The organism is Variovorax ureilyticus, assembly GCF_037889935.1.
Taxonomy (GTDB): Bacteria; Pseudomonadota; Gammaproteobacteria; order Burkholderiales; family Burkholderiaceae_C; genus Variovorax; species Variovorax ureilyticus.
The window spans coordinates 68,430-91,667 of record NZ_JBBKZU010000002.1 but is presented as its reverse complement, the minus strand read 5'-3'; the positions used below and the strand labels follow the sequence as shown (position 1 = coordinate 91,667).

The 23,238-nt window shown below is 67.6% G+C and carries 21 protein-coding genes; 9 read left to right on the top strand and 12 right to left on the bottom strand.

The window, feature by feature from the left end:
• Window positions 1-12: 12 nt before the first annotated feature.
• The 4 genes from WKW77_RS04775 to WKW77_RS04760 form a co-directional block, all read right to left on the bottom strand.
• Window positions 13-1,635 (bottom strand): acyl-CoA carboxylase subunit beta, encoded by a 1,623-nt coding sequence (locus WKW77_RS04775; protein WP_340355696.1) that lies wholly within the window; start codon window positions 1,633-1,635, stop codon window positions 13-15.
• 81 nt (window positions 1,636-1,716) lie between these two features.
• Window positions 1,717-2,586, bottom strand: a complete 870-nt coding sequence (locus tag WKW77_RS04770; protein WP_340355695.1) for a phosphatidylglycerol lysyltransferase domain-containing protein — start codon at window positions 2,584-2,586, stop codon at window positions 1,717-1,719.
• A 58-nt stretch (window positions 2,587-2,644) separates the two neighbouring features.
• The gene (locus WKW77_RS04765) at window positions 2,645-3,454 is read right to left on the bottom strand and encodes a TIGR03084 family metal-binding protein (protein WP_340355694.1); all 810 of its coding nucleotides are present in this window, start codon (window positions 3,452-3,454) and stop codon (window positions 2,645-2,647) included.
• 25 nt (window positions 3,455-3,479) lie between these two features.
• Window positions 3,480-4,655, bottom strand: a complete 1,176-nt coding sequence (locus WKW77_RS04760) for an acyl-CoA dehydrogenase family protein (protein WP_340355693.1) — start codon at window positions 4,653-4,655, stop codon at window positions 3,480-3,482.
• Between the two features lie 163 nt (window positions 4,656-4,818).
• Between WKW77_RS04760 and WKW77_RS04755 the strand changes: the two genes are divergently transcribed.
• Together WKW77_RS04755 and WKW77_RS04750 are read left to right on the top strand one after the other, a co-directional pair.
• Window positions 4,819-6,633, top strand: a complete 1,815-nt coding sequence (locus WKW77_RS04755; protein WP_340355692.1) for an acyclic terpene utilization AtuA family protein — start codon at window positions 4,819-4,821, stop codon at window positions 6,631-6,633.
• A 129-nt stretch (window positions 6,634-6,762) separates the two neighbouring features.
• Window positions 6,763-7,188, top strand: a complete 426-nt coding sequence (locus WKW77_RS04750) for a hypothetical protein (protein ID WP_340355691.1) — start codon at window positions 6,763-6,765, stop codon at window positions 7,186-7,188.
• 63 nt (window positions 7,189-7,251) lie between these two features.
• Here WKW77_RS04750 and WKW77_RS04745 read toward each other — a convergent pair whose 3' ends face one another.
• The 7 genes from WKW77_RS04745 to WKW77_RS04715 form a co-directional block, all read right to left on the bottom strand.
• Window positions 7,252-8,460 carry a CaiB/BaiF CoA transferase family protein gene (locus WKW77_RS04745; protein ID WP_340355690.1) on the bottom strand — a complete coding sequence of 403 codons (1,209 nt, stop codon included), beginning with the start codon at window positions 8,458-8,460 and terminating at the stop codon, window positions 7,252-7,254.
• Window positions 8,461-8,479: 19 nt separating this feature from the next.
• Entirely contained in the window at window positions 8,480-9,430 is a 951-nt protein-coding gene (locus WKW77_RS04740; RefSeq protein WP_340355689.1) for a flavin reductase, read from the bottom strand.
• Window positions 9,427-9,795 carry a VOC family protein gene (locus WKW77_RS04735; RefSeq protein WP_340355688.1) on the bottom strand — a complete coding sequence of 123 codons (369 nt, stop codon included), beginning with the start codon at window positions 9,793-9,795 and terminating at the stop codon, window positions 9,427-9,429. The genes WKW77_RS04740 and WKW77_RS04735 overlap by 4 nt, the downstream gene beginning before the upstream one ends.
• An 11-nt stretch (window positions 9,796-9,806) precedes the next feature.
• A complete protein-coding gene (locus WKW77_RS04730; RefSeq protein WP_340355687.1) occupies window positions 9,807-10,586 on the bottom strand; it encodes an SDR family NAD(P)-dependent oxidoreductase in 780 nt (259 codons plus the stop codon).
• A gap of 15 nt (window positions 10,587-10,601) precedes the next feature.
• Window positions 10,602-11,669 carry an LLM class flavin-dependent oxidoreductase gene (locus WKW77_RS04725; protein WP_340355686.1) on the bottom strand — a complete coding sequence of 356 codons (1,068 nt, stop codon included), beginning with the start codon at window positions 11,667-11,669 and terminating at the stop codon, window positions 10,602-10,604.
• Window positions 11,670-11,861: 192 nt separating this feature from the next.
• Window positions 11,862-12,863: a Bug family tripartite tricarboxylate transporter substrate binding protein gene (locus WKW77_RS04720; protein WP_340355685.1), complete on the bottom strand. Its 1,002-nt coding sequence runs from the start codon at window positions 12,861-12,863 to the stop codon at window positions 11,862-11,864.
• On the bottom strand, window positions 12,864-13,931 hold the full coding sequence (locus tag WKW77_RS04715; protein WP_340355684.1) for an LLM class flavin-dependent oxidoreductase: 1,068 nt from the start codon (window positions 13,929-13,931) through the stop codon (window positions 12,864-12,866). It abuts the gene before it with no gap.
• Between the two features lie 111 nt (window positions 13,932-14,042).
• Between WKW77_RS04715 and WKW77_RS04710 the strand changes: the two genes are divergently transcribed.
• Entirely contained in the window at window positions 14,043-15,005 is a 963-nt protein-coding gene (locus WKW77_RS04710; protein ID WP_340355683.1) for a LysR family transcriptional regulator, read from the top strand.
• Here WKW77_RS04710 and WKW77_RS04705 read toward each other — a convergent pair.
• Complete coding sequence (locus tag WKW77_RS04705) at window positions 15,002-15,883, bottom strand: SMP-30/gluconolactonase/LRE family protein (protein WP_340355682.1); 882 nt, start codon at window positions 15,881-15,883, stop codon at window positions 15,002-15,004. The two genes, WKW77_RS04710 and WKW77_RS04705, sit on opposite strands and share 4 nt — an antisense overlap.
• 300 nt (window positions 15,884-16,183) lie before the next feature.
• Between WKW77_RS04705 and WKW77_RS04700 the strand changes: the two genes are divergently transcribed.
• The 6 genes from WKW77_RS04700 to WKW77_RS04675 all read left to right on the top strand — a co-directional run bounded on the left by WKW77_RS04700 (window position 16,184) and on the right by WKW77_RS04675 (window position 23,227).
• The gene (locus WKW77_RS04700) at window positions 16,184-17,194 is read left to right on the top strand and encodes a tripartite tricarboxylate transporter substrate binding protein (RefSeq protein WP_340355681.1); all 1,011 of its coding nucleotides are present in this window, start codon (window positions 16,184-16,186) and stop codon (window positions 17,192-17,194) included.
• A gap of 20 nt (window positions 17,195-17,214) precedes the next feature.
• Window positions 17,215-17,985, top strand: coding sequence for an enoyl-CoA hydratase/isomerase family protein (locus WKW77_RS04695; protein ID WP_340355680.1), 771 nt, complete (start codon window positions 17,215-17,217; stop codon window positions 17,983-17,985).
• 2 nt (window positions 17,986-17,987) lie between these two features.
• Window positions 17,988-20,129, top strand: a complete 2,142-nt coding sequence (locus WKW77_RS04690) for an acetate--CoA ligase family protein (protein ID WP_340355679.1) — start codon at window positions 17,988-17,990, stop codon at window positions 20,127-20,129.
• A 2-nt stretch (window positions 20,130-20,131) separates the two neighbouring features.
• Window positions 20,132-21,337, top strand: coding sequence for an acyl-CoA dehydrogenase family protein (locus WKW77_RS04685; protein ID WP_340355678.1), 1,206 nt, complete (start codon window positions 20,132-20,134; stop codon window positions 21,335-21,337).
• Window positions 21,338-21,491: 154 nt separating this feature from the next.
• The gene (locus WKW77_RS04680) at window positions 21,492-22,454 is read left to right on the top strand and encodes an acyl-CoA dehydrogenase family protein (protein WP_340355677.1); all 963 of its coding nucleotides are present in this window, start codon (window positions 21,492-21,494) and stop codon (window positions 22,452-22,454) included.
• Window positions 22,455-22,468: 14 nt separating this feature from the next.
• Window positions 22,469-23,227, top strand: coding sequence for an SDR family NAD(P)-dependent oxidoreductase (locus tag WKW77_RS04675; RefSeq protein ID WP_340355676.1), 759 nt, complete (start codon window positions 22,469-22,471; stop codon window positions 23,225-23,227).
• The last annotated feature ends 11 nt before the right edge of the window (window positions 23,228-23,238 follow it).

The following is a 23,238-nucleotide window of genomic DNA, read 5'->3' as shown; positions in this document are numbered from 1 at the left end:
CATGGCGCGTGCTCAGGGCCGGGCGACCGAGAACTGCATCTTCTGCGGCTGGCGCAGCTCCGCGTCGCGGCAGATCGACAGGACCTTGGCGAGCACCGCCCGCGTGTCGCGCGGATCGATCACGCCGTCGTCGAGCACATGCGCGCTGGTCGTGAAGACACTCATCTGGCTGTCGAAGCGGTCGATGATGCGGCGCTCCATCTCCTGCAGCTTCTCGCGATCGACCTCGCCGCCCTTGCGCTTCATCGCGGCTTCGGTCACGTTGACCATGGTCTGTGCCGCCTGCTCGCCGCCCATGACCGCCGTCTTGGCGTTCGGCCACGAGAAGCAGAAGCGCGGATGGAAGCCGCGGCCGCACATGCCGTAGTTGCCGGCGCCGAACGAGGCGCCGCAGTAGATGGTGATCTGCGGCACGGTGGCGTTGGTCACCGCCTGGATCATCTTCGAGCCGTGCTTGATGATGCCTCCCTCCTCGTAGGCCTTGCCCACCATGAAGCCGGTGGTGTTGTTGAGGTAGAGGATCGGCGTCTTCGCCTGGCAGCAGGCCTGGATGAAGTGCGTGGCCTTGGTGGCGCCGGCCGGATCGATCGGGCCGTTGTTGGTGATGATGCCCAGCGGCAGGCCTTCGATCTTGATGTGGCCGCAGACGGTGGCGCTGCCGTAGTTTTCGCCGAACTCGAGGAACTCCGAGTCGTCGGCGATGCGCGCGATCACCTGCTTCATGTCGACCGGTCGCTTGTGGTCCATCGGCATGATGCCCAGAAGCTCCTCCGCGTCGTAGCGCGGCGGCTTGAAGCGGCGCGACGGCTCCTGCGGCATGTCGCGGTTCCAGTCGATGTGGGCGAGGATCTCGCGCGCGATGCGGATCGCATCGCGGTCGTCTTCGGCCAGGTAGTCGCCGAGGCCCGAGATGGCGGTGTGCATCACGGCGCCGCCGAGTTCTTCCTCCGTCGCGATCTCGCCCGTGGCGGCCTTCAGCAGCGGCGGCCCGGCCAGGAAGGCGCGCGAGCGGCCGCGCACCATCACGATGTGGTCCGACAGGCCCGTCTGGTAGGCACCGCCGGCCGTCGAGGAGCCGTGCGTGACGGTGATCACCGGCAGCCCCGCGGCCGACATGCGCGCCAGGTTGCGGAACAGGTTGCCGCCGGTCACGAACTCCTCGACCTTGTAGGTCATGAGGTTGGCGCCGGCGCTTTCCACGAGCTGCACGTAGGGCAGCTTGTTCTCCAGCGCCAGTTCCTGCATCCGCATCTGCTTCGGAATGCCCATGGGCTGCAGCGCGCCGGCATCGATGCCCGAGTCGGAGGCGTTGACCATCACGCGCACGCCCGACACCCACCCGATGCCGCCGATCACGCCGCCGCCCGGCACGCTCTTCTCCATGTCGGGGTTGTCGAGGCCGAGGCCCGCAAGAGATGAAATCTCCAGGAACGGCGTGCCCGGATCGAGCAGCAGCGACAGGCGCTCGCGCGGAAGCAGCTGGCCCCGCTTCTCGAATCGTTCGCGCGACTTGGCCGACGTATTGACGGTGCGCTGTTCGTAGCGGTGCACGCGCTCGATGAGCGCCAGCATGCCTTCGCGGTTGGCCTTGAAGGCTTCACCGCCAGGGGAGATGGTCGATTCGATGGTTGCCATGTTCTTGCGATGTGTGTGTTGCAGGAACTTTAGGCAGCGGGTCGTGCAAGGTCTTGCGCGAACTGGCTGATGTGGTGCTGCTCAGACGCGCAGGCGGACCCGCAGCTTGGGAATGAGCGCTGCAGGCCCATAGGACCGCTTGCTGCGCCGGAAACCCGCGAGCCCCATGTCCTGCTCGAAGTTGAGCCAGTCCACCGCCCGTGCGAAGTGCCGGCAGAAGTGCTGGAACATGTAGGGATAGATGCCGATGTGCGTGTCCAGGCCCTTGGCGAAGCGCATCGCGTAGACGCCGGGCTGAAGCGCCTGCGCGAGTACGAAGCCCACCGGCAGGCCCTCCGCGAAGTGCACGAAGCCTTCGAGGCCGAAGCGCGCGGCGTGGGCGATCGCCTCGATGCAGGCCTGCTCGTCGGCTTCTCCGGCCGACTTGCCCTTGTGCTTCATCCAGCCTTGCAGCACCTCCCGCGCCGCCGCGGATTGCGAGTCGTCGAAGGGCTTCGCGATCAGGCGATGCGTCTGCACCAGTTGCCGGATCTGGCTGCGCTTGTGCGCCAGTGCGCGGCCCGGGTAGTCCGTGAACTGCCGGGCGGTGTAGAGGTAGTCGGCATCGTCCGGCGAATCGGTCTGGTTGAAGAGACCCGGCGGCAGCCGCTCCGTCTCGCGCCTTGCGAGCGGGTAGAGACAGTCGTGTCCCTCAAGCAGCGCGCGGAGCACATCGACCGGCGCATCGGCCGGCGAGAACAGGGGCATCAGATGCCGCACGCCGTCGTAGGTCCGGCCCGAGATGCACGGCCACTCGCCCGGCAGGTAGCGGTAGTCGTGCGCCTGGCGGAAGAGATAGAGATTCGAGAAGGTGCGCTCCGAGAGGCACTGCTCGGCGCTGCCTTCGCGCAGGCGCGCGAGCGCCGCCTCGATCGGCCCCTGCATATCGAGCGCCAGCGGCAGGCTCGTCACAGGACGAGCCTCCGCGCTGCGCACTTCGTGCACGCGCCTTCGGGCCGCCGGGCGGCGTTCATGCGCCGGCGTAGACGACCTTGCGCACGCCGGGTGCCGGCGGATCGGCCGGCGGGCCGGCGAAGCACTGCGCGATCGACAGCCATTGCGTCGCGCTGCCGTCGGTGCATCGCAGGTCCGTATCGGCGAGATGGCGCCGCTGCGTGACGACGAGGCAGAAATCGAGCGCCCTGCCGCGCACCGATTCGCCCGACGCCGGATCGCCCCAGCGCCAGGTGTCGCCATCCGGCGCCTCCAGTTCGATGAACGGCACGGCCTCCGGAACCGCCAGCCTGCGATTGACGAAGGTCCAGCCGAAGGTCGTGACGCCGATGTGCGCGATGTGCCGCAGGCGCGCAGTCAGCGGGCGGGCTCGGCGCACCACGTCCCACACGTCCTGGCCGTGCGCCCAGGTCTCCATGAGGCGCGCGGTGGCGAACGAGCGCGCGCTCATCGTCGGGCCGTACCACGGCAGTCGCGCCTTGGGGTCGAGCGCCGCGAGCACGTCGACGAGCCGCATCGCGATCGGCTCCCAGTGCGCGAGCAGTGCCGCCCCATCGAGGTGGCCGTACTTCTCGCGCGCGATGGCGCTGATCTCCTTGCCGGTTTCCAGCACGGCGTTCAGCGCCGCGGTGTCGCGGCCGAAGGCCTCGGCGTCGGTCGCAGCCAGCAATGCGGTCTCGTCGAAGAAGCAGAGATGGGCGATCTCGTCCCACGGCGTCCACTCGTAGAACTTGCTGCGCAGCCGCCACTGGGCCGGCGTGAGCGTTCGGCAGAGATCGGCGAGTTCGCGGTACTCGGCGCGCAGGTCGTCGGCTGTGTCTTTCATCGAGCTTGCCTTTTCCCTTTTCTCTTCAAAGGCCCAGCTGCCGCGCGGCGAGGTCCTTCATGATTTCCTCGGAGCCCCCGCCGATCATCATGACCTTGACTTCGCGGTAGATGCGTTCGGTGCGCGTGCCGCGCATGAAGCCCATGCCGCCGAGCAACTGCACGGCCTGGTCGGCGCAGAACTGCATCGCCTGCGTGGCCTGCACCTTGGCCAGGCAGATGCGCGCGACCAGCTTGGCCGGATCGGCCAGCTTGTGCTCCACGCGGTAGGCCAGGTCGTAGACCAGTGTGCGCGCGGCATCGATGCGCAGCGTCATGTCCATGAGCTTGTGGCGCACCACCTGCCGCTCGGCGAGCGGAACGCCGAAGGTCGTGCGCTGGCGGGCCCAGTCGACGGCCTCTTCGAGGCACACCTCGGCGAAGCTGCAGGCCAGTGCGGACATGAACAGGCGCTCGGTGTTGAAGTTGTTCATGAAGGTCTTGAAGCCCTTGTTCTCGACCCCCACGAGGTTGGCCGCCGGCACGCGGCAGTCGTTGAAGCGCAGGTGCGCGGTGTCGGAACTCCACCACCCCATCTTCTTGAGCGGCGTGCGCGAAAGCCCCGGCGTGTCGCCGTCGATCACCAGCACCGAGATGCCGCCCGCGCCCTTGTTGGCCGGATCGGTGCGCACGGCGGTCGTGATGAAGTCCGCGCGCATGCCGGAGGTGATGAAGGTCTTCTCGCCGTTCACCACGTAGTGGTCGCCGTCGCGGACCGCGGTGGTCTTCAGCGCCGCGACATCGGAGCCGCCCGAGGGCTCGGTCACCGCCAGCGCCGAAATCTTCTTGCCGGCCAGCACCGGCGGGATGATTCGCTGCTTGAGCTCGTCGCTGCCCGCATGCAGGATGGGCGGCAGGCCGATGCTGTGCGAATTGAGCGAGGCTTGCACCCCGCCGCAGCCGCTGCGCGCGAATTCCTCGGCGACCACGATCTGATAGAACACATCCGCGGGCGTGCCGCCGTAGGCCTCCGGGTAGCCGAGCCCCTGCACGCCCAGTTCGGCGGCCCGCTCGTACAGCGCGCGCGGAAAGGTCTCCGCCTCGTCCCATTCGGTCACGTAGGGCGTGATCTCGCGCGAGACGAACTCGCGCAGGCTGCTGCGGAACTGCTCGTGCTCGGGTGTGAAATAGATCGGCAGCGGCGGCGCGTCCAGGAATTCCATGGTGTCTCCTTCTGGCCGGGAAGGCTATCCGCAGCCCGGCGCACCGTCTTGCGCGGACTGGCTGCGCGCCGGCGGCCTGGAGCGCGCAGCGAGTTGGCACAAGCATTCCGCATACCCGGTCGATAAGCTCGGGCGCATCCACCAGAACGGAGAGCGCAGAGCCATGAGTGAATCCCGCAGCAAAGAGAAGGTCGTTCGCATCGGAGGCGCCTCGGGCTTCTGGGGCGACAGCATGGTGGCCGCGCCGCAGCTGGTGCAGCGCGGAGACATCGACTACCTCGTCTTCGACTACCTGGCCGAAACGACCATGGCGATCCTCGCGTCGGCGCGCGCCAAGAAGCCCGAGATGGGCTATGCGACCGACTTCGTGGACATCGCGATGAAGTCGGTCCTCGCCGAGGTCAGCAAGCGCGGCATCAAGGTGATCAGCAACGCGGGCGGCATCAACCCGCAGGGGTGCGCCAACGCATTGCGGGCGCTGGCGCAGGCAGAAGGCATCGAGCTTCGCGTTGCGGTGGTCGAAGGCGACGACGTCACCGCACAGATGCCTGCGCTGCGCGATCGCGGCGTCACCGACATGTTCACCGGCGAGCCCTTGCCCGAGAAGGTCCTGAGCGCCAACGCCTACCTCGGCGCCTTGCCGATCGCGGCGGCGCTGGACGCGGGGGCCGAGGTGGTCATCACCGGCCGCTGCGTGGACAGCGCCGTCACGCTGGGCGCCCTCATGCACGAGTTTGGCTGGAAACCCGGCGACCACGACCTGCTGGCCTCCGGCAGCCTGGCCGGCCACATCATCGAATGCGGCTGCCAGGCGACGGGCGGGCTGCACACCGACTGGGAGGACATCCCGGACTGGGCGCACATCGGCTATCCGGTCGTCGAATGCCACGCCGACGGGAGCTTCGTGGTGACCAAGCCGCCGGGCACCGGCGGCAAGGTGATCCGCGCCGGCGTTGCGGAGCAGTTGCTCTACGAGATCGGCGACCCCGGCGCCTACTTCCTGCCCGACGTCACCTGCGACTTCCGCGAGGTGGTGATCGAACAGCAGGGCGTGGATCGCGTGCGCGTCAGTCCCGCCAAGGGGCGGGCGCCCCTGCCCACCTACAAGGTCTCGGCGACGCAGCTCGACGGCTTCCGCAGTGCCGGAAGCATGGTCATGGTGGGGATCGACGCGGAGAAGAAGGCGCGGCGCACGGCCGAGGCGATCATCGAGCGCACCAGCGAGATCCTGCGCGAGAGCGGCCAGCCGCCTTTCACCTCGACCTACATCGAAGTCATCGGCCCCGAATCGCTGTATGGACCCCATGCCCGCACGCGGGCCGTGCGCGAGGTCATGATGCGCGTGGTGGCCAACCATCCGCAGAAGGCGGCACTGGCCATGTTCGCGCGCGAGATCGCGCCCTCCGGGACCTCATGGGCGCCCGGAACGACCAGCCCCGGCGGCGGCCGTCCGGCGGTGTCTCCGCTGATCAAGCCATTTGCCTTTCCGCTCGACAAGGGCGCATTGCCCGTGTCGTATGTCCTCGATGGGGAGCGGCATGCCGTGGATGTGCCCAAGGGCTCGGGCGTTGCGGCGAACGACGACCGCGCACCCCTGCCGCCCGCCTGGGCTGAATCGGGCGAAGACCAGGAAGAGGTGCGGCTCATCGAACTGGCCTGGGCGCGCAGCGGCGACAAGGGCAATCTCTCGAACATCGGCCTGGTGGCGCGCAGGGCCGAATGGCTGCCGCTGCTCTGGAGCCGGGTGACGCCCGAACGCGTGCGCGCGTATTTCGCGCACCTCGTCCATGGGGAGGTGGAACGCTTCTACCTGCCGGGCACGGCCTCGATGAACCTGCTGCTCCACGAAGCGCTCGACGGCGGAGGTCCCTCCTCCATGCGCATGGATCCACTGGGCAAAGGCATGGGACAGATGCTGCTGGACATGACCGTACCGGTGCCACGCCGCGTTGCGGCTGAGCTGCGCGGGATGTCCTGACCCGATGCTGGACACGGCAGGTGCCTATCCAAGCGAGCCGTTGCCTACATCCATTCGGCCCTCCGGCCGATCAACCTGTCGTGTGGTCGAGCGATGCTGATTACCCGAACCGATGACACGAGAGACGCCATGCAAAGCCAATCATCCAACCTGCCGGGCAGGACTGCCGACGACCCGCAAGACACCAGCGGCTCCGACGCCACGCGGAGCACACCTCATGAGCCGGGGGAGGACAACCCCACCGGCGCATCGATGCGCAGGGCCCTGGACGACGCCGACGAGATCGGGCGCCGGACAGCCGACGCGGCGCAGGGTTATTTCCAGGAGGCCAAGGGAAAGGCCAGTGCGGCGGCACAGGCCGGGAAGGCCTATGCAGAGAATGCCGTCAATGCGGCCGGCAAGAAGATCGACGACATGAAGGATCAGGCAGCCGCATTGCAGCAGCGAAGCATGCAGTTCGTCGCGGATGAGCCGCTGAAGGCCGTGGCCTGTGCCGCAGCGGCGGGCGGCGTGCTGACGGCGCTGCTGATGTCGTGGAGCCGGGCTCGGCGCTAGCGTCGTCCGCACGCGCTCGATAGCGAGATCCGACCGGTCGCCGCGCCACGCCCCGCCGAGCCTTCAGCCGATGACCCCCTTCTCGGTCAGCGACTGCAAGTGCGCCTCGCCAACGTCGAGCAACTCGCGCAGCACCTCGCGGGTGTGCTCGCCCAGGTGCGGCGGCTGGCGCCGCAGCCCTGCGCGTTGTCCGTCGAGGACGTAGGGCGGCGCGTGGACGGCCTGCGTGCCGGCTTCGGAATCCTCGAACTCGCACCAGACCTTCGCCTCTGCCGTGCGCTCGGAACGGATGGCATCGTAGAGACCCAGCACCTCGCCGCAGGGAATGCCCACGCGCTGCATGCCTTCGATGAGTTCCGCGCGCGAATAGCGCTTGAACCGCTCCTGCAGGATGGGCAGGAGCTCCTGGCGATGGCGCGAGCGCTCGGTGTTGGTGGCAAAGCGCGGATCTTCCGGCAGCGACGGGCAGTCGATCACCGACTCGCAGAGCTTGCGGAACTGTCCGTTGTTGCCCACCGCGATCACCAGCGGCCCGTCCCCGGCCTCGAACACGCCGTAGGGAACGATCGAGGGATGCGAGTTGCCGAACTTCGCGGGGTCCGCCTGGTTGAGCCACGCCGTCAGCCCGTAGTAGGAGCTGATCATCATCCCGCTGTCGTAGAGCGACATCTGGATATGCCGGCCCTGTCCGGTGCGCGCGCGCTCGTGCAGCACCGCGAGGATCGCCTGCGCCGAATACATGCCGGTGAACATGTCGACCGCGGCGATGCCGAACTTGAGCGGGCCCTGCCCTTCCTCGCCATTCATCGCCATCAGGCCGGTCTCGCCCTGGATGACCAGGTCGTAGCCCGGGCGGTCCTTCTCGTTGCCGAGCACCGAATAGCCGGAGATCGAGCAATAGATGAGCTTCGGATTCACGGCGCGCAGGTCCTCGTAGCCCAGCCCCAGCTTGTCGGCACCGCCGTGCTTGAAGTTCTGGATGACGATGTCGCTGCGGGCCGCGATGTCGCGCACCAGCTTCTGGCCGGCCTCGTCCTGCAGGTCGACGCAGATCGAGCGCTTGTTGCGGTTGCAGGCGTTGAAGTAGGTCGTGTTGCTTCGGCCGATGCGCACGCCCCAGTCGCGGGTGTCGTCGCCGCGCTCGGGGTGCTCGACCTTGATGACGTCCGCACCGAGGTCGGCCAGCGCCATCGCGCACATCGGGCCGGCGAGCACGCGCGAAAGATCGAGGACGCGGATGCCGGCAAGCGGCTGGAGAAGGGAACCGTTCATTCGGATGTCGATCGTTTCTTCAGGTCTCCACGGTCGCGCCTGCGCGCAGCGCCGTGATGAATTCGTCCAGTGCGCCCGCAGCGCCGTCGGCGTCGCGGGCCCTCAGGCGCTCCACCACCTTGCGGCGAAGCGGGAACACGTCCGTCCGGGGATGCGCCGGGATGACGAGGGCCATGCGCTCGCGCAGCACCGCGGTCATCGTCTTCGCCATGAGCTGGAGCGCCTCGTTGTGGCCCGCCAGCGCGATCGACGAGAAGAAGCTCGCCATGGCCTCGATGCGCTGCGGCAGCGCCTTCTCGCCCTGGTTCTGCTCGATGCGGTCGACCGCCTGTTCGATGGCGTCGAGTTCCGCATCGGAAGCCCGCGCGCAGGCCAGCCGAAGCAGCGTCCCGTAGAGCGCGCGGTAGGCCTCGTCGATGTCGTCGGTGCCGAGCTGTCCTTCGAGCACCAGCTTGCGCAGCGACTCGGCCAGCATCATGTAGGCGCCCTTGTAGAACACCAGCGCATGGTCCGTAGCGCCGGGCGCCATGTGCCGGACCTCGCCGATGAAGATCACGTGGTCGCCGGCCTCGTGGCGCGCATGGACGCTGCACTCGAAGCTGGCGAGGCAGTCGTCGATCAGCGGCGTCGCGAGCGGGCCGCGGCGCCAGGCCACGCCCTCGAACTTGTCGGCGATCTTGCTGGATGCGAAGCGGCCCGACAGCACATCCTGGCTCTGCGAGAGGATGTTGATCGCGAAGCTGCCCGCCGAGGTGAAGGTCGGCAGCAGGCTGCTCGCCTTGCGCAGGCTGAAGAGCACCAGCGGCGGCTCCAGCGACACCGAGCTGAACGAGTTGCAGGTGAGCCCCACGGGCCGCCCGTCGGCGTCGTTGGTGGTGACGATCGCGACCCCGGTGGGGAAGCAGCCGAGCAGCTGGCGGAACAGCTTGGGATCGATCGTGTCGATCTGCGTTGCCACGGCGGCGCTCATGATGCGGGCGCCGACTGGCGCTTGAAGAGTTGAACGATGTTGCCTTCGGGATCGCGCAGCGACAGCACCGTGCCGTGCGCGCCCATGTCGCGCATGCCCAGGACTTCGCCGCCCGAGGCCGCGACGCGCCCTGCGGCGCCCACCAGGTCGTCCACCTCGAACACCATGACCACACCCGAGGTCGCGGGCGCCGCTTCCTCGCGGCACGCCAGCGCGACGCTGGTGTTGCCCACGCCGTACTGGATCCAGCGATCCTCGTCGCGGAACTTGAGCGTGAGGCCGAGTGCGGACTCGTAGAAGGAATGAAGCTCGGCCGGCCTTTCGGCCACGACGAACACGTTCTGCAGGCGCTTGGGCGATTCCATGCTGTTGTCTCTCACTTGTTTTGCATATTGGTCAAGGTCGCCTTCAGGAAGCCACCGTCGACCACGATGTCCTGGCCGTTGACGTAGGCCGAGGCGTCGCTGGCCAGGAAGGCGACCACCGAGCCGATGTCTTCCGGCCGGCCGATGCGGCGCGCCGGGATGCTCGAGGTGCGGCTGTGCAGGACCGCCTCGTTGCGATAGTGCGGCTCCGACAGCGGCGTGCGGATCATTCCCGGGCTGACCGAGTTCGCACGGATGCCGCGCGGGCCCCACTCCAGGGCCATCTGGCGCGTGAGCGCGCACAAGGCCGCCTTGGTCGGCCCATAGGCGCCGAACCGCGTCGGCGCCTGCGCGGCGATCGAGGCCACGTTGACGATGCTGCCCGCCTGCTGGTCGAACATCAGCGGCACCAGCGCCTGCGCGCACAGCAGTGCGCCGCGCAGGTTCACGCGGAAGACGCGGTCCCAGAGGTCGATCGGCAATTCGTGCAGGCCCACGGGCGAGCCGCTGATCCCGGCGTTGTTCACGAGCACGTCGCAGCGCCCGAAGCGCGAGCGCACCTGCTCGGCCATCGCGGCGACGGATGCGGGCTCGCCGATGTCGCAGTGCAGGGTCAGCACGCCTTCGCTTTCGGCAGGCTCGGCCGCATGGCTGATGTCGAGCTGCACCACCGAGGCGCCCGCCGCGCGCAGGTGTTCGCAGATCGCGAGCCCCAGCCCGCCGGAGGCGCCGGTGACCACGGCCACCCGGCCCTTCAGGGCCTGGCTGTCGAAAGCACTTTGAAGTGGCATCGCCGACATGCGCGCTCAGGCGGAGACGGTGTTCATCGAGGCGACTTCCTTGCGGATCGCCGGGATGATCTTCTCGCCCCAGAGTTCGATCTGGCGCAGCATGGTCTTCTGGTCGCAGTCGCCGAGCTGCGTCTGCAGCGCGATGTGCTTGGGACGCAGGATGCTGATCTCCTCCAGCATCTTGTCGATCACCTGGTTGACCGAACCCACCGGCAGGTTCTTGCGCAGCTGCTCGAAGCTCGGGTCGGTGGGGGACGGCACTTCCTTGACCATGTAGCCGTCGTCCGACTGCGCGCGGCGGAACTTGAGGCTTTCGGAGATGCGGCGCTGGAAGCGCGCGTTGTCCAGGTAGTTGTCGATCTCGGCCTGGTTGTCCGATGCGAAGGCGCAGCGCAGGAAGCCGAACTTCACGTCCTCGTCGAGGTCCGCGCCGTTGTCCTGTGCCACCTTGTCGAGGCGCTCGCGCAGCGCGACGATCGCTTCGGTGCCATTGAGCAGCGCGGTGACGAACAGGTTGTGGCCTTCGCGCACGCCGCGGCCGAGCGTGACCGGGTTGCCCGAGGTGATCCACAGCGGCGGCATCGGCGATTGCACCGGGCGCACCGCGATCGAGCTCGGCGGCAGCTTGAGGAACTTGCCGTCGTAGGAGACGATCTTCTGCGTCAGGCCCTTGGGGATGATGTCGAGGAACTCGTTGTAGATCGCGCCCGAATCCTCGATCTTCACGCCGAAGCGTTCGAACTCGAATTCCTGGTAGCCCGAGCCGATGCCCAGTTCGAGGCGGCCGTTGGAAACGGTGTCCACGAAGCCCACTTCCGCGAGGAAGCGCGCGGGGTGATAGAGCGGCAGGATGCACACGGCGGAGCCCAGGCGGATGCGCTGGGTCTTGGCAGCCATGTGCGCGATCATCATCAGCGGCGACGGCGACAGCGAGTAGTTGTTGAAGTGATGCTCCGCATACCAGGCGGTGTTGAAGCCCGCCTGCTCGGCGACCACGGTCTGCTCGATCGAGTTGCTGATGACCTGCTGCGAGGTCTGGTGATAGCCGCGCTGCTGGGCCAGGATGAATACGCCGAATTCCATGAAGTCCGCCTTCCGAAGGGTGGTGTGCAATGAAGGGAATTCTCTTGATCCGGCCCGCACCCGTGAATACGGAAGGAGCGTGGATCAGTCCTGCAGAAAATGCAGGATGCGCGTTGCGAAGGCGCAAAAAAAAGACCGGAGCCTCTTGGCTCCGGTCCGGTTTGCAGGTCCACGAGGCTGCCTGCGCGCGGCCTACTTCTCCTTGAGGTCGGTCGTGCGCGCCAGGCCCTGCCAGATCGCGGCATCGCGCTTGATGGAGGCCGCGTACTGCTGCGCCGTGGCGCTCGCCGGCACGATCATGTTCTGCCCTTCGATCTTCTCGCGCACGGCGGGCGTCTGCTGGATGCGGTTGATCTCCGCATTGAGCCGGTTGATGATTTCCGGCGGCGTTCCGGCCGGCGCGAACACGCCGTACCAGCCGTCGGCCTCGAACTTGTAGCCCTGCTCCGACAGCGTGGGCAGGTCCTTGGTGGCGGGCCAGCGCTGCGAGCCCGTCTGGCCCAGCCCGACCAGCCGGCCGGCCTTCATGTGCGGAATGGGCGATGCGATGTCCGTGAAGCCGACGCTGATGTTGTTGCCGATGAGGTCGGTCACTTCGGACATCAGCGTCTTGTAGGGCGCATGCGGCATGTCCAGGCCATAGCGCGCCTTGATGCCTTCCATCGCGAGATGGCCCGACGAGCCGGTGCCCCACGAGCCGTAGGCCAGCTTGCCGGGATGCTTCTTGGCATAGGCCACCATGTCCGCGAGGTTCTTGAAGCCGGTGCTCGGGTTGGCCACCAGCAGGATGCCGGCCGCGCCCACCTGCGCGATCGGGAGCAGGTCCTTCTCCGCGTCGTAGGGCATCTTGGGATGGATGACCGGGTTGATGAGGATCGCGGAGGACGGCGCGAACAGCAGCGTATAGCCGTCGCCGGGCGACTTGGCGACCGCGTCGCAGGCGATGAGTCCGTTGGCGCCCGCCTTGGGGTCGACGACCACCGGCTGCTTGAGCGCCTCGGCCAGCGGCGCGGCGATCAGGCGGGCGAAGATGTCGCCGCCGGCGCCGGACGAGCCGGCCACCACCATGCGGATCGGGCGCGAAGGCCAGCTGCCCGTGCTGGTGTTCGTGTTGTTTGCGAAGCTGCTCGCGCCGCTGCCCAGCAGCATGCCACCGAGCAGCAGGGTACGCCGGTTGATCGATGTCTCGTTCATTCAAGTCTCCTGTCTTTGAGAGGTGCCCAGTTCCTTCTGGATCGCCGGGATGATCTTTTCGCCCCACAGCTCGATCTGCCTGAGCATCGTCTTCTGGTCGAAGTCGCCCAGCTGCGTCTGGATGGCGATGTGCTTGGGCTTGAGGATGCTGATCTCTTCGAGCATCCGGTCGATGACCTGGTTGACCGAGCCCACCGGCAGGTTGCTGCGCAGCTGCTCGATGCTCGGGTCTGTCTCGTAGGGCACTTCCTTGATCATGTAGCCGTCGTCGGACTGCGAGCGGCGGTACTTGAGGCTCTCGGAAATGCGGCGCTGGAAGAGCGCGCACTGCAGGTAGGCATCGATGTCGGCCTTGTTGTCCGAGGCATGGGCGCAGCGCAGGAAGCCGAACTTCACGTCCCGGTCCAGGTCCTTGTCGTTGTCGTCCGCCACGCGTTCGAGCCGGTCGCGCAGGCCGCGGATGGCCTCGGTGCCGTTAAGCAGCGCCGTGACGAACAGGTTGTAGTTCTCGCGCACCCCGCGCCCGAGCGTGGCCGGGTTGCCGGAGGTGACCCACACCGGCGGCATCGGGCTTTGCACGCATCGCACCGCGATCGAGCTCGGCGGCACCTTCAGGAACTGGCCTTCGTACGAGAAGATCTTCTGCGTGAGGCCCTTGGGCAGGATGTCGAGGAACTCGTTGTAGATCGCGCCCGAGTTCGCGATGTCGACGCCGAAGCGCTCGAATTCGAATTGCTGGTAGCCCGAGCCCACGCCGAGGTCGAGCCGGCCGTTGGAGACCGTATCGGCAAAACCGACCTCCGCCAGGAAGCGGGCCGGCTGATAGAGTGGCAGGATGCAGACGGCAGTGCCCAGGCGGATGCGCCGGGTCTTTGCCGCCATGTGGGCCACCATCATCAGCGGCGACGGCGACAGCGAATAGTTGTTGAAGTGGTGCTCCGCGTACCAGGCGCTATCGAATCCAGCCTGCTCGGCAGCCACGGTCTGCTCGATCGAGTTCTGGATGACCTGCTGCGAAGTCTGCTCGTAGCTGCGCTGCTGCGCGAGAATGAATACGCCGAATTCCAAGGTTGTCTCCGCGGGAAAATGGCGCCCGCCTGTATTCGGAAATTCTAGAGAGACGCACCGCGACGGCTATGGCTGAAACTGCAGATCAGAACTGCATCAATTGGAGTATTCATGGATAGGTTGCGCGCCATGGAACTGTTCCTGTCGATCTCGCAGACACGGAATTTTTCCGAGACGGCACGACGCTTCGGCATTTCGGCGACGGGCGTGTCCCGCATGATCACGGACATCGAGGAAGAGCTGAAGGTCAAGCTGCTGCTGCGCTCCACGCGCCAGATCGCGCTGACCGAGTCGGGCCAGGAATACGCGCGCCAGCTCGAAGGCATCCTCTGGCGCATCAACGAGCTGCAGAGCAACATCACCGCGATCAGCACCGCGCCGCAGGGGTCGCTGCGGGTGCATTCGCGCATGATGTTCGGCCTGGGCGTGCTGCCGCAGCTCATCGCCGGCTTTCGCAAGCTCTACCCCGAGATCCACATCGAGCTCACGCTCGGCGAAGCGGCCGTCGATCTGAGGCGCAACCAGTTCGACGTCGACTTCCGCATCTCGCCACCGGTCGAGGCCGGCGTCAAGCGACGCATGCTGTTCCAGAGCGACCGCTACCTCGTCGCCTCGCCGGGCTACCTGGCGGGCAAGCCCGGCCTCGACGAGCCCGAGAGCATCCTCGCCCACGACTGCCTCGCCTATCAGTTGCCCGGCGACGACTACACCTGGTTCTTCAAGCAGCAGGATCAGCTCAGGCCGGTCGCGTTCCGGCCGCGCCACATCACCAACAGCGGCATCGCGCTGCTCGAGCTGGCCCGCCTCGGCGAAGGGCTCGCGCTGCTCGACGACTACACCGTTCACAACGACATCCGGCAAGGACGGCTCTTGCGGGTGCTCGGCGACTACCGCATCAGCAACAAGGGCTTCGACGAGGGCATGTACGCCACCATCCTCGACACGCCGATCGTGCCGGCCAAGATCCGCCTGTTCCTCGACTTCGTGGCCGAGCGAGTGGCCGGGCCCGAGCTGCGCTTTCTCGCACACGGCAAGGCCGCCGGGCTCGACGCCGCGCCGCCCGCAGCCAGCTAGAACTGGAGCGGCAGCCGGCACACCGGCCGCGCGGTGCCGCGAAAGCCCACGCCGGTCAGCTTGAGCACCGCGCCGTCCAGCGGCCCCGAGGCATGCAGGCGCCCGCTGTCGCTGATGCTGGTGACGAAGAGATCGGCCATCTCCGACCCGCCGAAGCACAAGGCGCTCGGGTGCGCCACCGGCACGTCGATCCAGCGCGAGAGGCCGCCCTGCATGTCGAAGCGCGCGACGGCGCCGGTGCGCACGAGCGCGGTCCACAGCCCGCCTTCGCTGTCGAAGGTGCAGCCGTCGGGCCCGGAGTCGTAGGCATCGGTGCGGAGGAACACCTGCTTATCCGAGAGCGTTCCATCCGATGCGATCGCATACGAGTAGATGACCCGCTCGGCGCTGTCCGCCACATGCAGGCGCCCGTTGACCGGATTGACGCAGGGGCCGTTCACGATACCGAGGCCTTCGTCCAGCTTGTGCAGGCGCAGGCCGGTGTCCAGGCGGTACAGCCCGCCCAGCGGGGCCTCGCCGGGCTCGCGGAGGACATGCATGGTGCCGGTCAGGAAGCTGCCGTCGGCCAGGGCGGTGCCGTCGTTGAGCCGCAGATGCGGGTGGCTCGCTTCGATGCGCGCCAGTGAACGCAGCGATCCGTCCTGCAGGTCCAGCGCGGCGATCTCTTCCTTCAGCGACAGGACGATACGGCCGTCGGCATTGAAGGCGAAGGAGCCGAGCGGCGCCGGCGCCTCGTGCCGCGCAGTGACCCGCCCGCTGTCCGGGTCGAGCGCGAGGATCAGCCCCTGCCGGCAATCCAGCAGCCAGAGCCGGCCGTCGTGCCATGTCGGGCATTCGCCCAATGCCAGTTTCAAATCGCCGAGACGCTGAATATTCATTGAATTCTTTGGCGCCCGATTTGTATTTTTCAATTCACGGGAATAGGAATTGAAATTGGAATTCGGATGAATTCACGAGTCTCCGGATCGGGCGCCCGGGCATCCTAGCAGCCCTGCCGCGGGGGAATGCTTCATTTTCTGCAGGACTCTCCTTCAAGATGATCTGCAAATGATTTCGGGGGTCGTTCCTATAATTTTTTGCACGAGACAAACCGGCGACTGTGGTGCTTTTCCCTGCTGCCAAAGCCGCCTTTTATTCAATGGATGCCGCACGAACCGGCGCCCGCCCCCAGGTGATGTATGAGCGATGAACGGACCCGCGCGAAGCAGACCGACATGATGTCCATGGGCCGTCGTGCGCTGCTCGGCCTGGCCGTTCTGTGCGCAGCGGCCGTTTCGCTGCCCGCGGCGGCGCAGGCGCAGCGCTACCCCTCGAAGCCGATCAAGTTGATCGTCCCCTACCCGCCGGGTGCCGCGACCGACAACATCGCGCGTGCCTTCGGACAGGAACTCGCGAAGGTCGTCGGCCAGCCGGTGATCGTCGAGAACCGGCCCGGTGGCGGCTCGTCGCTCGGCATCGTCGCCGCGAAGGGCCAACCCGCCGACGGCTACACGCTGCTGGTGCGTGCCGAGGGCTTCTATGCCGCCAAGCTCGCCACGCCCACCCTGGCCTACGAGTTCTCCGATTTCGAGATCCTCGCGCCGCTGGCGCAGAGCAGCTACGCCTTCATCGTCGCGGCCGACCGAGGCTGGAAGCAGCTCGACGACCTGAAGAAGGCGCAACGCGAGATCGACGTGGGCAGCCTCGACCTCGGCGTGGGCGTGTACTCCACGCTGGCCGCCCGCATGGCGAAGGACCTCGGCATCCGCTTGCGCACCATTCCGTTCAAGGGCGGCGCCGAGGGGCTCACCGCGATCCTCGCGGGCCAGATCGACGCCTACTTCACGACCATCGGCACCACGCAGGCCGTCAAGGACAGTCCCAAGGTCAAGGTGCTCGCCACCACCGGCCTGCCCGGCAGCAACAACTTCCTGCCCGGCGTGAAGACCTTCCAGGAACTCGGCCTGCCCAACATGACGTTCAGCAGCAGCTACAGCCTGAACGTGCGCAGCGACACGCCGGCCCCGATCAAGGAACAGCTCGCGCGCGCCGTGCAGCAGGCCCTCTCATCCGAGGCGATGAAGACCGCGCGCCGGCAACTCTTTCTGGAGCCGTACGCCGGCAGCGCCGCGGACTACCGGCGCGACCAGGCCGGCGTGCTCAAGGAATTCGAGGCCGCCGCGGCCGAAGACGGCAAGTCGGCGAAGTAAGTCTTTTCTAGAGGTGATGTATGAGTAATGAATGGGTTCGTTTGGAAGTGTCCGAGGGCGTCGCGCTGGTCACGATGGACCGCCAGCCGGTCAATGCCCTCAACCGCGAGATGCGTCGCCAGCTGGTGGCCACCTTCGATGCGATCTCCGAGCGCGAGGACATCCGCTGCGCGGTGCTGACCGGCACCGGCAGCGTCTTCTGCGCCGGCGCCGATCTCAAGGACCGGCCCGACAGCGCCGTGCCCGGCGACTTCCTCGATCACAACCGCATCACGCGCGAGACCGGCAACGCCATCCGCGAGTGCGCCAAGCCGGTGATCGCGGCCATCAACGGCACGGCCCTCGGCGCGGGCCTGGGCCTGGCAGCGGCCTGCGACATCCTCTACGCCTCGGAGAACGTCACCGTGGGCATGCCCGAGATCAACGTCGGCCTGGCCGGCGGCGCCTCGATGCTCAAGACGCTCTTCGGCCGCTCCACGCTGCGCCGCATGTTCTTCACCGGCCAGCGTCTGACGGCGCAGGATCTGCTCAGGCGCAACGTGATCGAGGACGTGGTGACCGAGAAGGACCTGCTGCCCGTCACCATGGCGCTCGCGCGCGAGATCGCGTCGAAGGCGCCGCTCGCGGTGGTCTATGCCAAGCGCGCGGCCAACATGGTGGACCTGATGCCGCAGCGCGATGCCTATCGCTTCGAGCAGGAGTTCACCGTGGCGCTGTCGAAGACCGAGGACGCGCGCGAAGCACGCATGGCCTTCCTCGAGAAGCGCGCGCCGGTCTTCAAGGGTCGCTGAGCATGTTGAAGCAAGTTCAGGCCGCCCCGGGCACCGGGATCGACGCCTTCTTCAGCGCCGGCAGCGTCGCGGTGATCGGCGCCTCCGACGACATCACCAAGATCGGCGGCCGTCCCGTGCAGCTTCTGCGCAAGTACGGCTACGCCGGTGCGATCTATCCCATCAACCCCAAGGGCGGAACCATCCAGGGACTGACGGGCTACGCATCGATCCTCGATACGCCGACGGCGCCGGAGTTGGCCGTCGTGGCCGTGCCCGCGCAGGCGACGCTGCAAGCGGTGCGCGACTGCGCGAGCCGCGGCGTGCGCGGCGTGGTCGTGCTGTCCACCGGCTTCGCCGAGGCAGGCCCCGAAGGCGCGCAGTTGCAGGCCGAACTCGTCGGCATCGCGCACAACCACGGCATGCGCCTCCTGGGACCGAACTGCCTCGGCGCCGTGAACGTGGTCGACCGGCTGGTGGCTTCGTTCTCCATCGCGCTGGAAGAAAGCATGCCGCCTGCCGGCCAGATCGGCATCGTTTCGCAGTCCGGCAACATCGGCAGCTTCACCATGCGCTGCATGGCCGATCGCGGCCTGGGCGTCAGCCGCTTCATCGCCACCGGCAACGAAGCCGACGTGGACGTGGCCGACGGCATCGCGGCGCTGGCGAACGATCCGGCCACGCGCATCATCCTGTGCTGCATGGAAACCTGCCGCGATGCCGGACGCCTGATCCAGGCGCTGGACATGGCGCGCCGGCAGAACAAGCCGGTGATCGCGCTGAAGATCGGCGCCACCGAGCAGGGCCAGGCCGCCGCCGCCTCGCACACCGGCGCGCTGATGGGATCGGACGCGGTGTTCGATGCCGTCTTCCGCCGCTATGGCGTGCTGCGCGTGCATTCGTTCGAGGAACTGCTCGACGTGGGCCATGCCGCCGTGCTCTTGGGCGCAGAGCGTCTGCCCACCACGCGCGCGGTGACGCTGGTCGCCGCATCGGGCGGCTTCGGCATCATGATGGCCGATGCGATGGTGCAGGCCGGCATGGAACTGCCGCAGCTCGCCGACACGACCAAGGCGCTGATCCGCGAGGCGGTGCCGACCGCCGGCACCAACAACCCGGTGGACGCATCGGCCCAGATGTCGGCACGGCCCGACATCCTGCTGAAGATGCTGACCGCGCTGCAGAACGATGCGAACGGCAGCACGCTGGTGCTGCTGCTCGCGCTGTCGCTCTACAACCCGCGGCTGCGCGGCGTGTACCTCGAAGCCCTCTCGAAGATCCGCGCGAGCCATCCCGATCGCCTGCTGGTCATCATCAGCCGCGGCCCGGCGGATGCGGTGGCCGAGATCAATGCGCTGGGCATTCCGGTGTTCCCGAGCATCCCGGCGGCGGCGAGCGGGCTGGCCGGCCTCGTGCGCCTCGGGCAGCTCGCCACCCTGCCTCCCGCCGCCGCGTATGGCGGGCCGGTCGAGAAGGTCGACGCCGCGGTGTTCCGCAACGAGTTCCATGCCAAGAAGGCGCTGGCCGCCGCGGGCATCAGCGTGCCGCGCGAAGAAGTGGTCGCCTCGGCGGACGAAGCGGTGCGCAGCGCGCGCGCGACGGGCTATCCGGTGGTGCTCAAGATCGCATCCGAGGACATCGCCCACAAGACCGAGATCGGCGGCGTGGCGCTGGACCTGAAGGACGACGACGCGGTGCGGCAGGCCTACGGCCGCCTCATGGCCAATGCGAAGCAGCATGCGCCGCAAGCGCGCCTGGACGGCGTGCTGGTGGCCCCGATGGTGCGCGGCGGCGTCGAGCTGATCGCCGGCGTCTCGCGCGACCCGGTCTTCGGACCGGTGGTCATGGTCGGCATGGGCGGCATCTACGCCGAGGTCCTGAAGGACGTCGCGGTGCAAGTCGCACCCGTGTCCGAGGACGAAGCGGCGCGCATGATCCGCAGCCTGCGCATGTTCCCCTTGCTCGACGGCGTACGCGGCCAGCCCAGGGCCGACGTGGCCGCGGCCGCGCGCACGGTGGCGCGGCTGTCGGAGTTCGCGTGCCGGCATGCCGGCGACGTGGCCGAGATCGACATGAACCCGATCCTGGTCCGGCCCGAGGGCGAGGGCGTGCTCGTGCTCGATGCGCTGATGGTCCCGACCTCCTCTTCAACCCCTGGACATTGAACATGCACATGGACAAGAACCCGGCCATTCCGGACGCCTCGGCGGGCCCGGCCGTCTACCGCCAGTACGCGCGCGAGTGGCTGCGCGTCAACCTGCCCGAACACATGCGAGCCGACAGCCTCGCCTACCGCACGCCCACGCTGGACGAGTGCCGCGACTGGGAAGCGTCGATGTACGACGCGGGCCTGGCCGGCATGACCTGGCCCAAGGCCTACGGCGGGCTCGGGTTGACGCTGCGCGAACACCTCGTCGTGAACAAGGAAGTGGGAGCGCTCGCCATGCCCGAGAGCGTGAGCTCGATCGGCAAGGAACTGGCCGGGCCGATCATCCAGACCGTGGGCACGGAAGAACAGAAGCAGCTCTTCCTGCCGCGCATCCTGTCGATGAGCAACTACTGGTGCCAGGGCTTCTCCGAACCCGACGCCGGCTCCGACCTCGCGCGGCTGCGGACCCGGGCGGTGCAGGAAGGCGACACCTGGCGCATCAACGGCCAGAAGATCTGGACCAGCGGCGCGGCCAAGGCGCACTACTGCCTGCTGCTGACGCGCACCGGCACGGTGGCCGACAAGCACCGGGGCCTCCTGATGTTCGCGGTGCCGATGGACACGCCCGGCATCCGCGTGGTGCCCATCAAGTCGATCGACGGCAAGGAGTCGTTCGCCGAAGTGTTCTTCGACAACGTGGTGGTGCCCGACAGCGCGCGCCTCGGCGCCCCGGACGAAGGCTGGAACGCGGCGATCCGCGTGCTCTCGATCGAACGCGCGACCAACCGCATGTACCGCGCCTGGCGCTTCGAGTGCGAGCTGCGCCAGCTCGTCGCGGCCTGCAAGTCCGACCCGGAGCTGTCGAAGCTGCTCGACGACGGCCACTACCAGCGCCGCATCGGCGACGTGGTGGGCGAGATCGCCGCGCTCAAGGGGCTGGTAGAACGCACGGTGGACCAGCTCGTGGCCGGCGACCGGATCGGCGCGCGCGGCTCGCTGACCAAGCTGTACTGGTCCGAGTGCCACCAGGCCTTCATGGGCCTCGCGCTGTCGATCGTCTCGAAGGTGACCCCGCGATCGAGCGCGCTGGCCCAGCGTGCCCGCAAGCACTTCACCACGGCCTATCTCTTCGCCCGGGCCGAAACCATCTACGCCGGCACCACCGAAGTGCAGTTGGACATCATTGCCCAACGCATCATGGACTTGCCCAAGGACATCAAATGAAGCTCACCCCCAGGCTCGCGCACTTCGTGTCGCTCTCCACCCCCTCTCCGGGGGCAACCCCGGCGGCCCGGCGAAGCCGGTTCCGCGGGGTTCCTGGCTTCGCATGCATGGGTTTCGTGCATCGTGGGTCACGCAACGCAATGGAGCAACTGAAGTGAACGCACCCTACAACGATCTCAAACCCGAAGAGTTCGCACAGGCCGCGGCCGATGCGATCGCCGACGCGCAGGCCCGCGGCTTCCGCGAGGCGGCCACCGTGCTGGCCAACGCGGGCCTGTGCGGCGTCTGCGCACAGGAAGATGCCGGCGGGCTCGCGCTGGGCATCGAGTTCGCGCTGCCCATCGCGACCGAGGCGGGCCGGCTGCGCCTGCAATGGCCGCTGCTCGAAACCATCCTGATCGCGAAGGCGCTGGGCGATTCGCCGCTCGCTGCCGAATTGGCCGGCGGCCAGCGCGTGGCCACCTGGGCGCTGCAAGGCAGCCTGCAGGACGGCTTCGCGGGCCACGCGCGCTACGCGCGCGACTGCGACTGGGTGCTCGTCGCGAACGGCCAGGGCGGCGGCGCGCTGCTCGAAGTGGCTTCAGTCGAGATCCAGGACGATCCCGCGCTGGACCCGGAGCATCCCCAATCGTGGCTGACGCTGGCCGGCGCCAAGGTGCTCGCCGAAGTCGACGCGTCCACCTTCGCTGCGCTCGGGCGCGACAGCGAGATCCTGATCGCCGGCTTCGTCAACGGCGCCGCCGAAGGCGCGCTCGCCGCCACGGCCGCGTACATGTCCACCCGCGTGCAGTTCGGGCGCCCCCTCTCGGCCAAGCAGGCCGTGCGGCATCTGCTGGCGCGCATGCGCCTCGTGCAGGAGGCATCGAACGCGAGCATCCAGCGCGTGCTTCGCACCGACGAAGACGGCCGCGTGCGCAGCACCGGGCCGGCGCTCGCGAACGCACTGGCGAACGCGGCCTTCGTGCTGGAGAAGTCGATCCACCTGCACGGCGGCATGGGCTTCACCTGGGAAGTGCCCCTGCACTACGCCTTGCGCGAAGTGCGCAAGTTCGATGCGGCCTTCGGCTCGGGATCGCTCGCGCGGCAAGCCGGCCTGGATTTCATCCAGTCCGTATGAATGAAGGAGTTCGAATGAATCAGGATCTGCTCGGCCGCGTGGCCCTCATCACCGGCGCGGGCGCCGGCATCGGCCGCGAAACCGCATTGCAGATGGCCGCCCGTGGCGCGACCGTCTGCATCAACGACATCAAGGAAGAACTGGTCACCCCGGTCGTCGACACCATCAAGGACCGCGGTGGAAAAGCCTTCGCGGTCCCGATGAACATCGCCAGCCGCGAAGGCATCCGCGAGGCGATCCGCCGCTCGTTCGAGCTGGGCGGACGCTTCGACATCCTGGTCAACAACGCGGCCTGGGTGCGCTACCAGGCCGTCCCGGACATCATGCCGGAGACGATGGAGCGCATGCTGGACGTGGGCTTCAAGTCGGTCGTCTGGAGCCTGCAGGAAGCGGCAGCGGTGATGGACCCGGAGCGCGGCGGCTCGATCGTGAACGTGGCCTCGGTGGCGGCCCTGCGCTCGGCCGCGAACTCGGTCGTCTATTCAGGCATCAAGGCCGGCATCCTCGGCATCACGCGCGCGGCTGCTGCGGAGCTCGGCGCGCGCAACATCCGCGTCAATGCGGTGTGTCCGTCGGCCGTTCCCACCGAAGGCACGCAGCGCAACCGCGATGCCGAACGCGATGCCAACCGCATCGCACGCACGCCGCTGGGCCGGCTGGGCACGGTGGAAGACATCGCCCGTGCGATCTGCTTCCTGGCCAGCGACGACGCAGGCTTCATCACCGCGCAAGCCCTCACGGTGGACGGCGGCATCACGCTCACCAACATCTGACGCCACGAAAG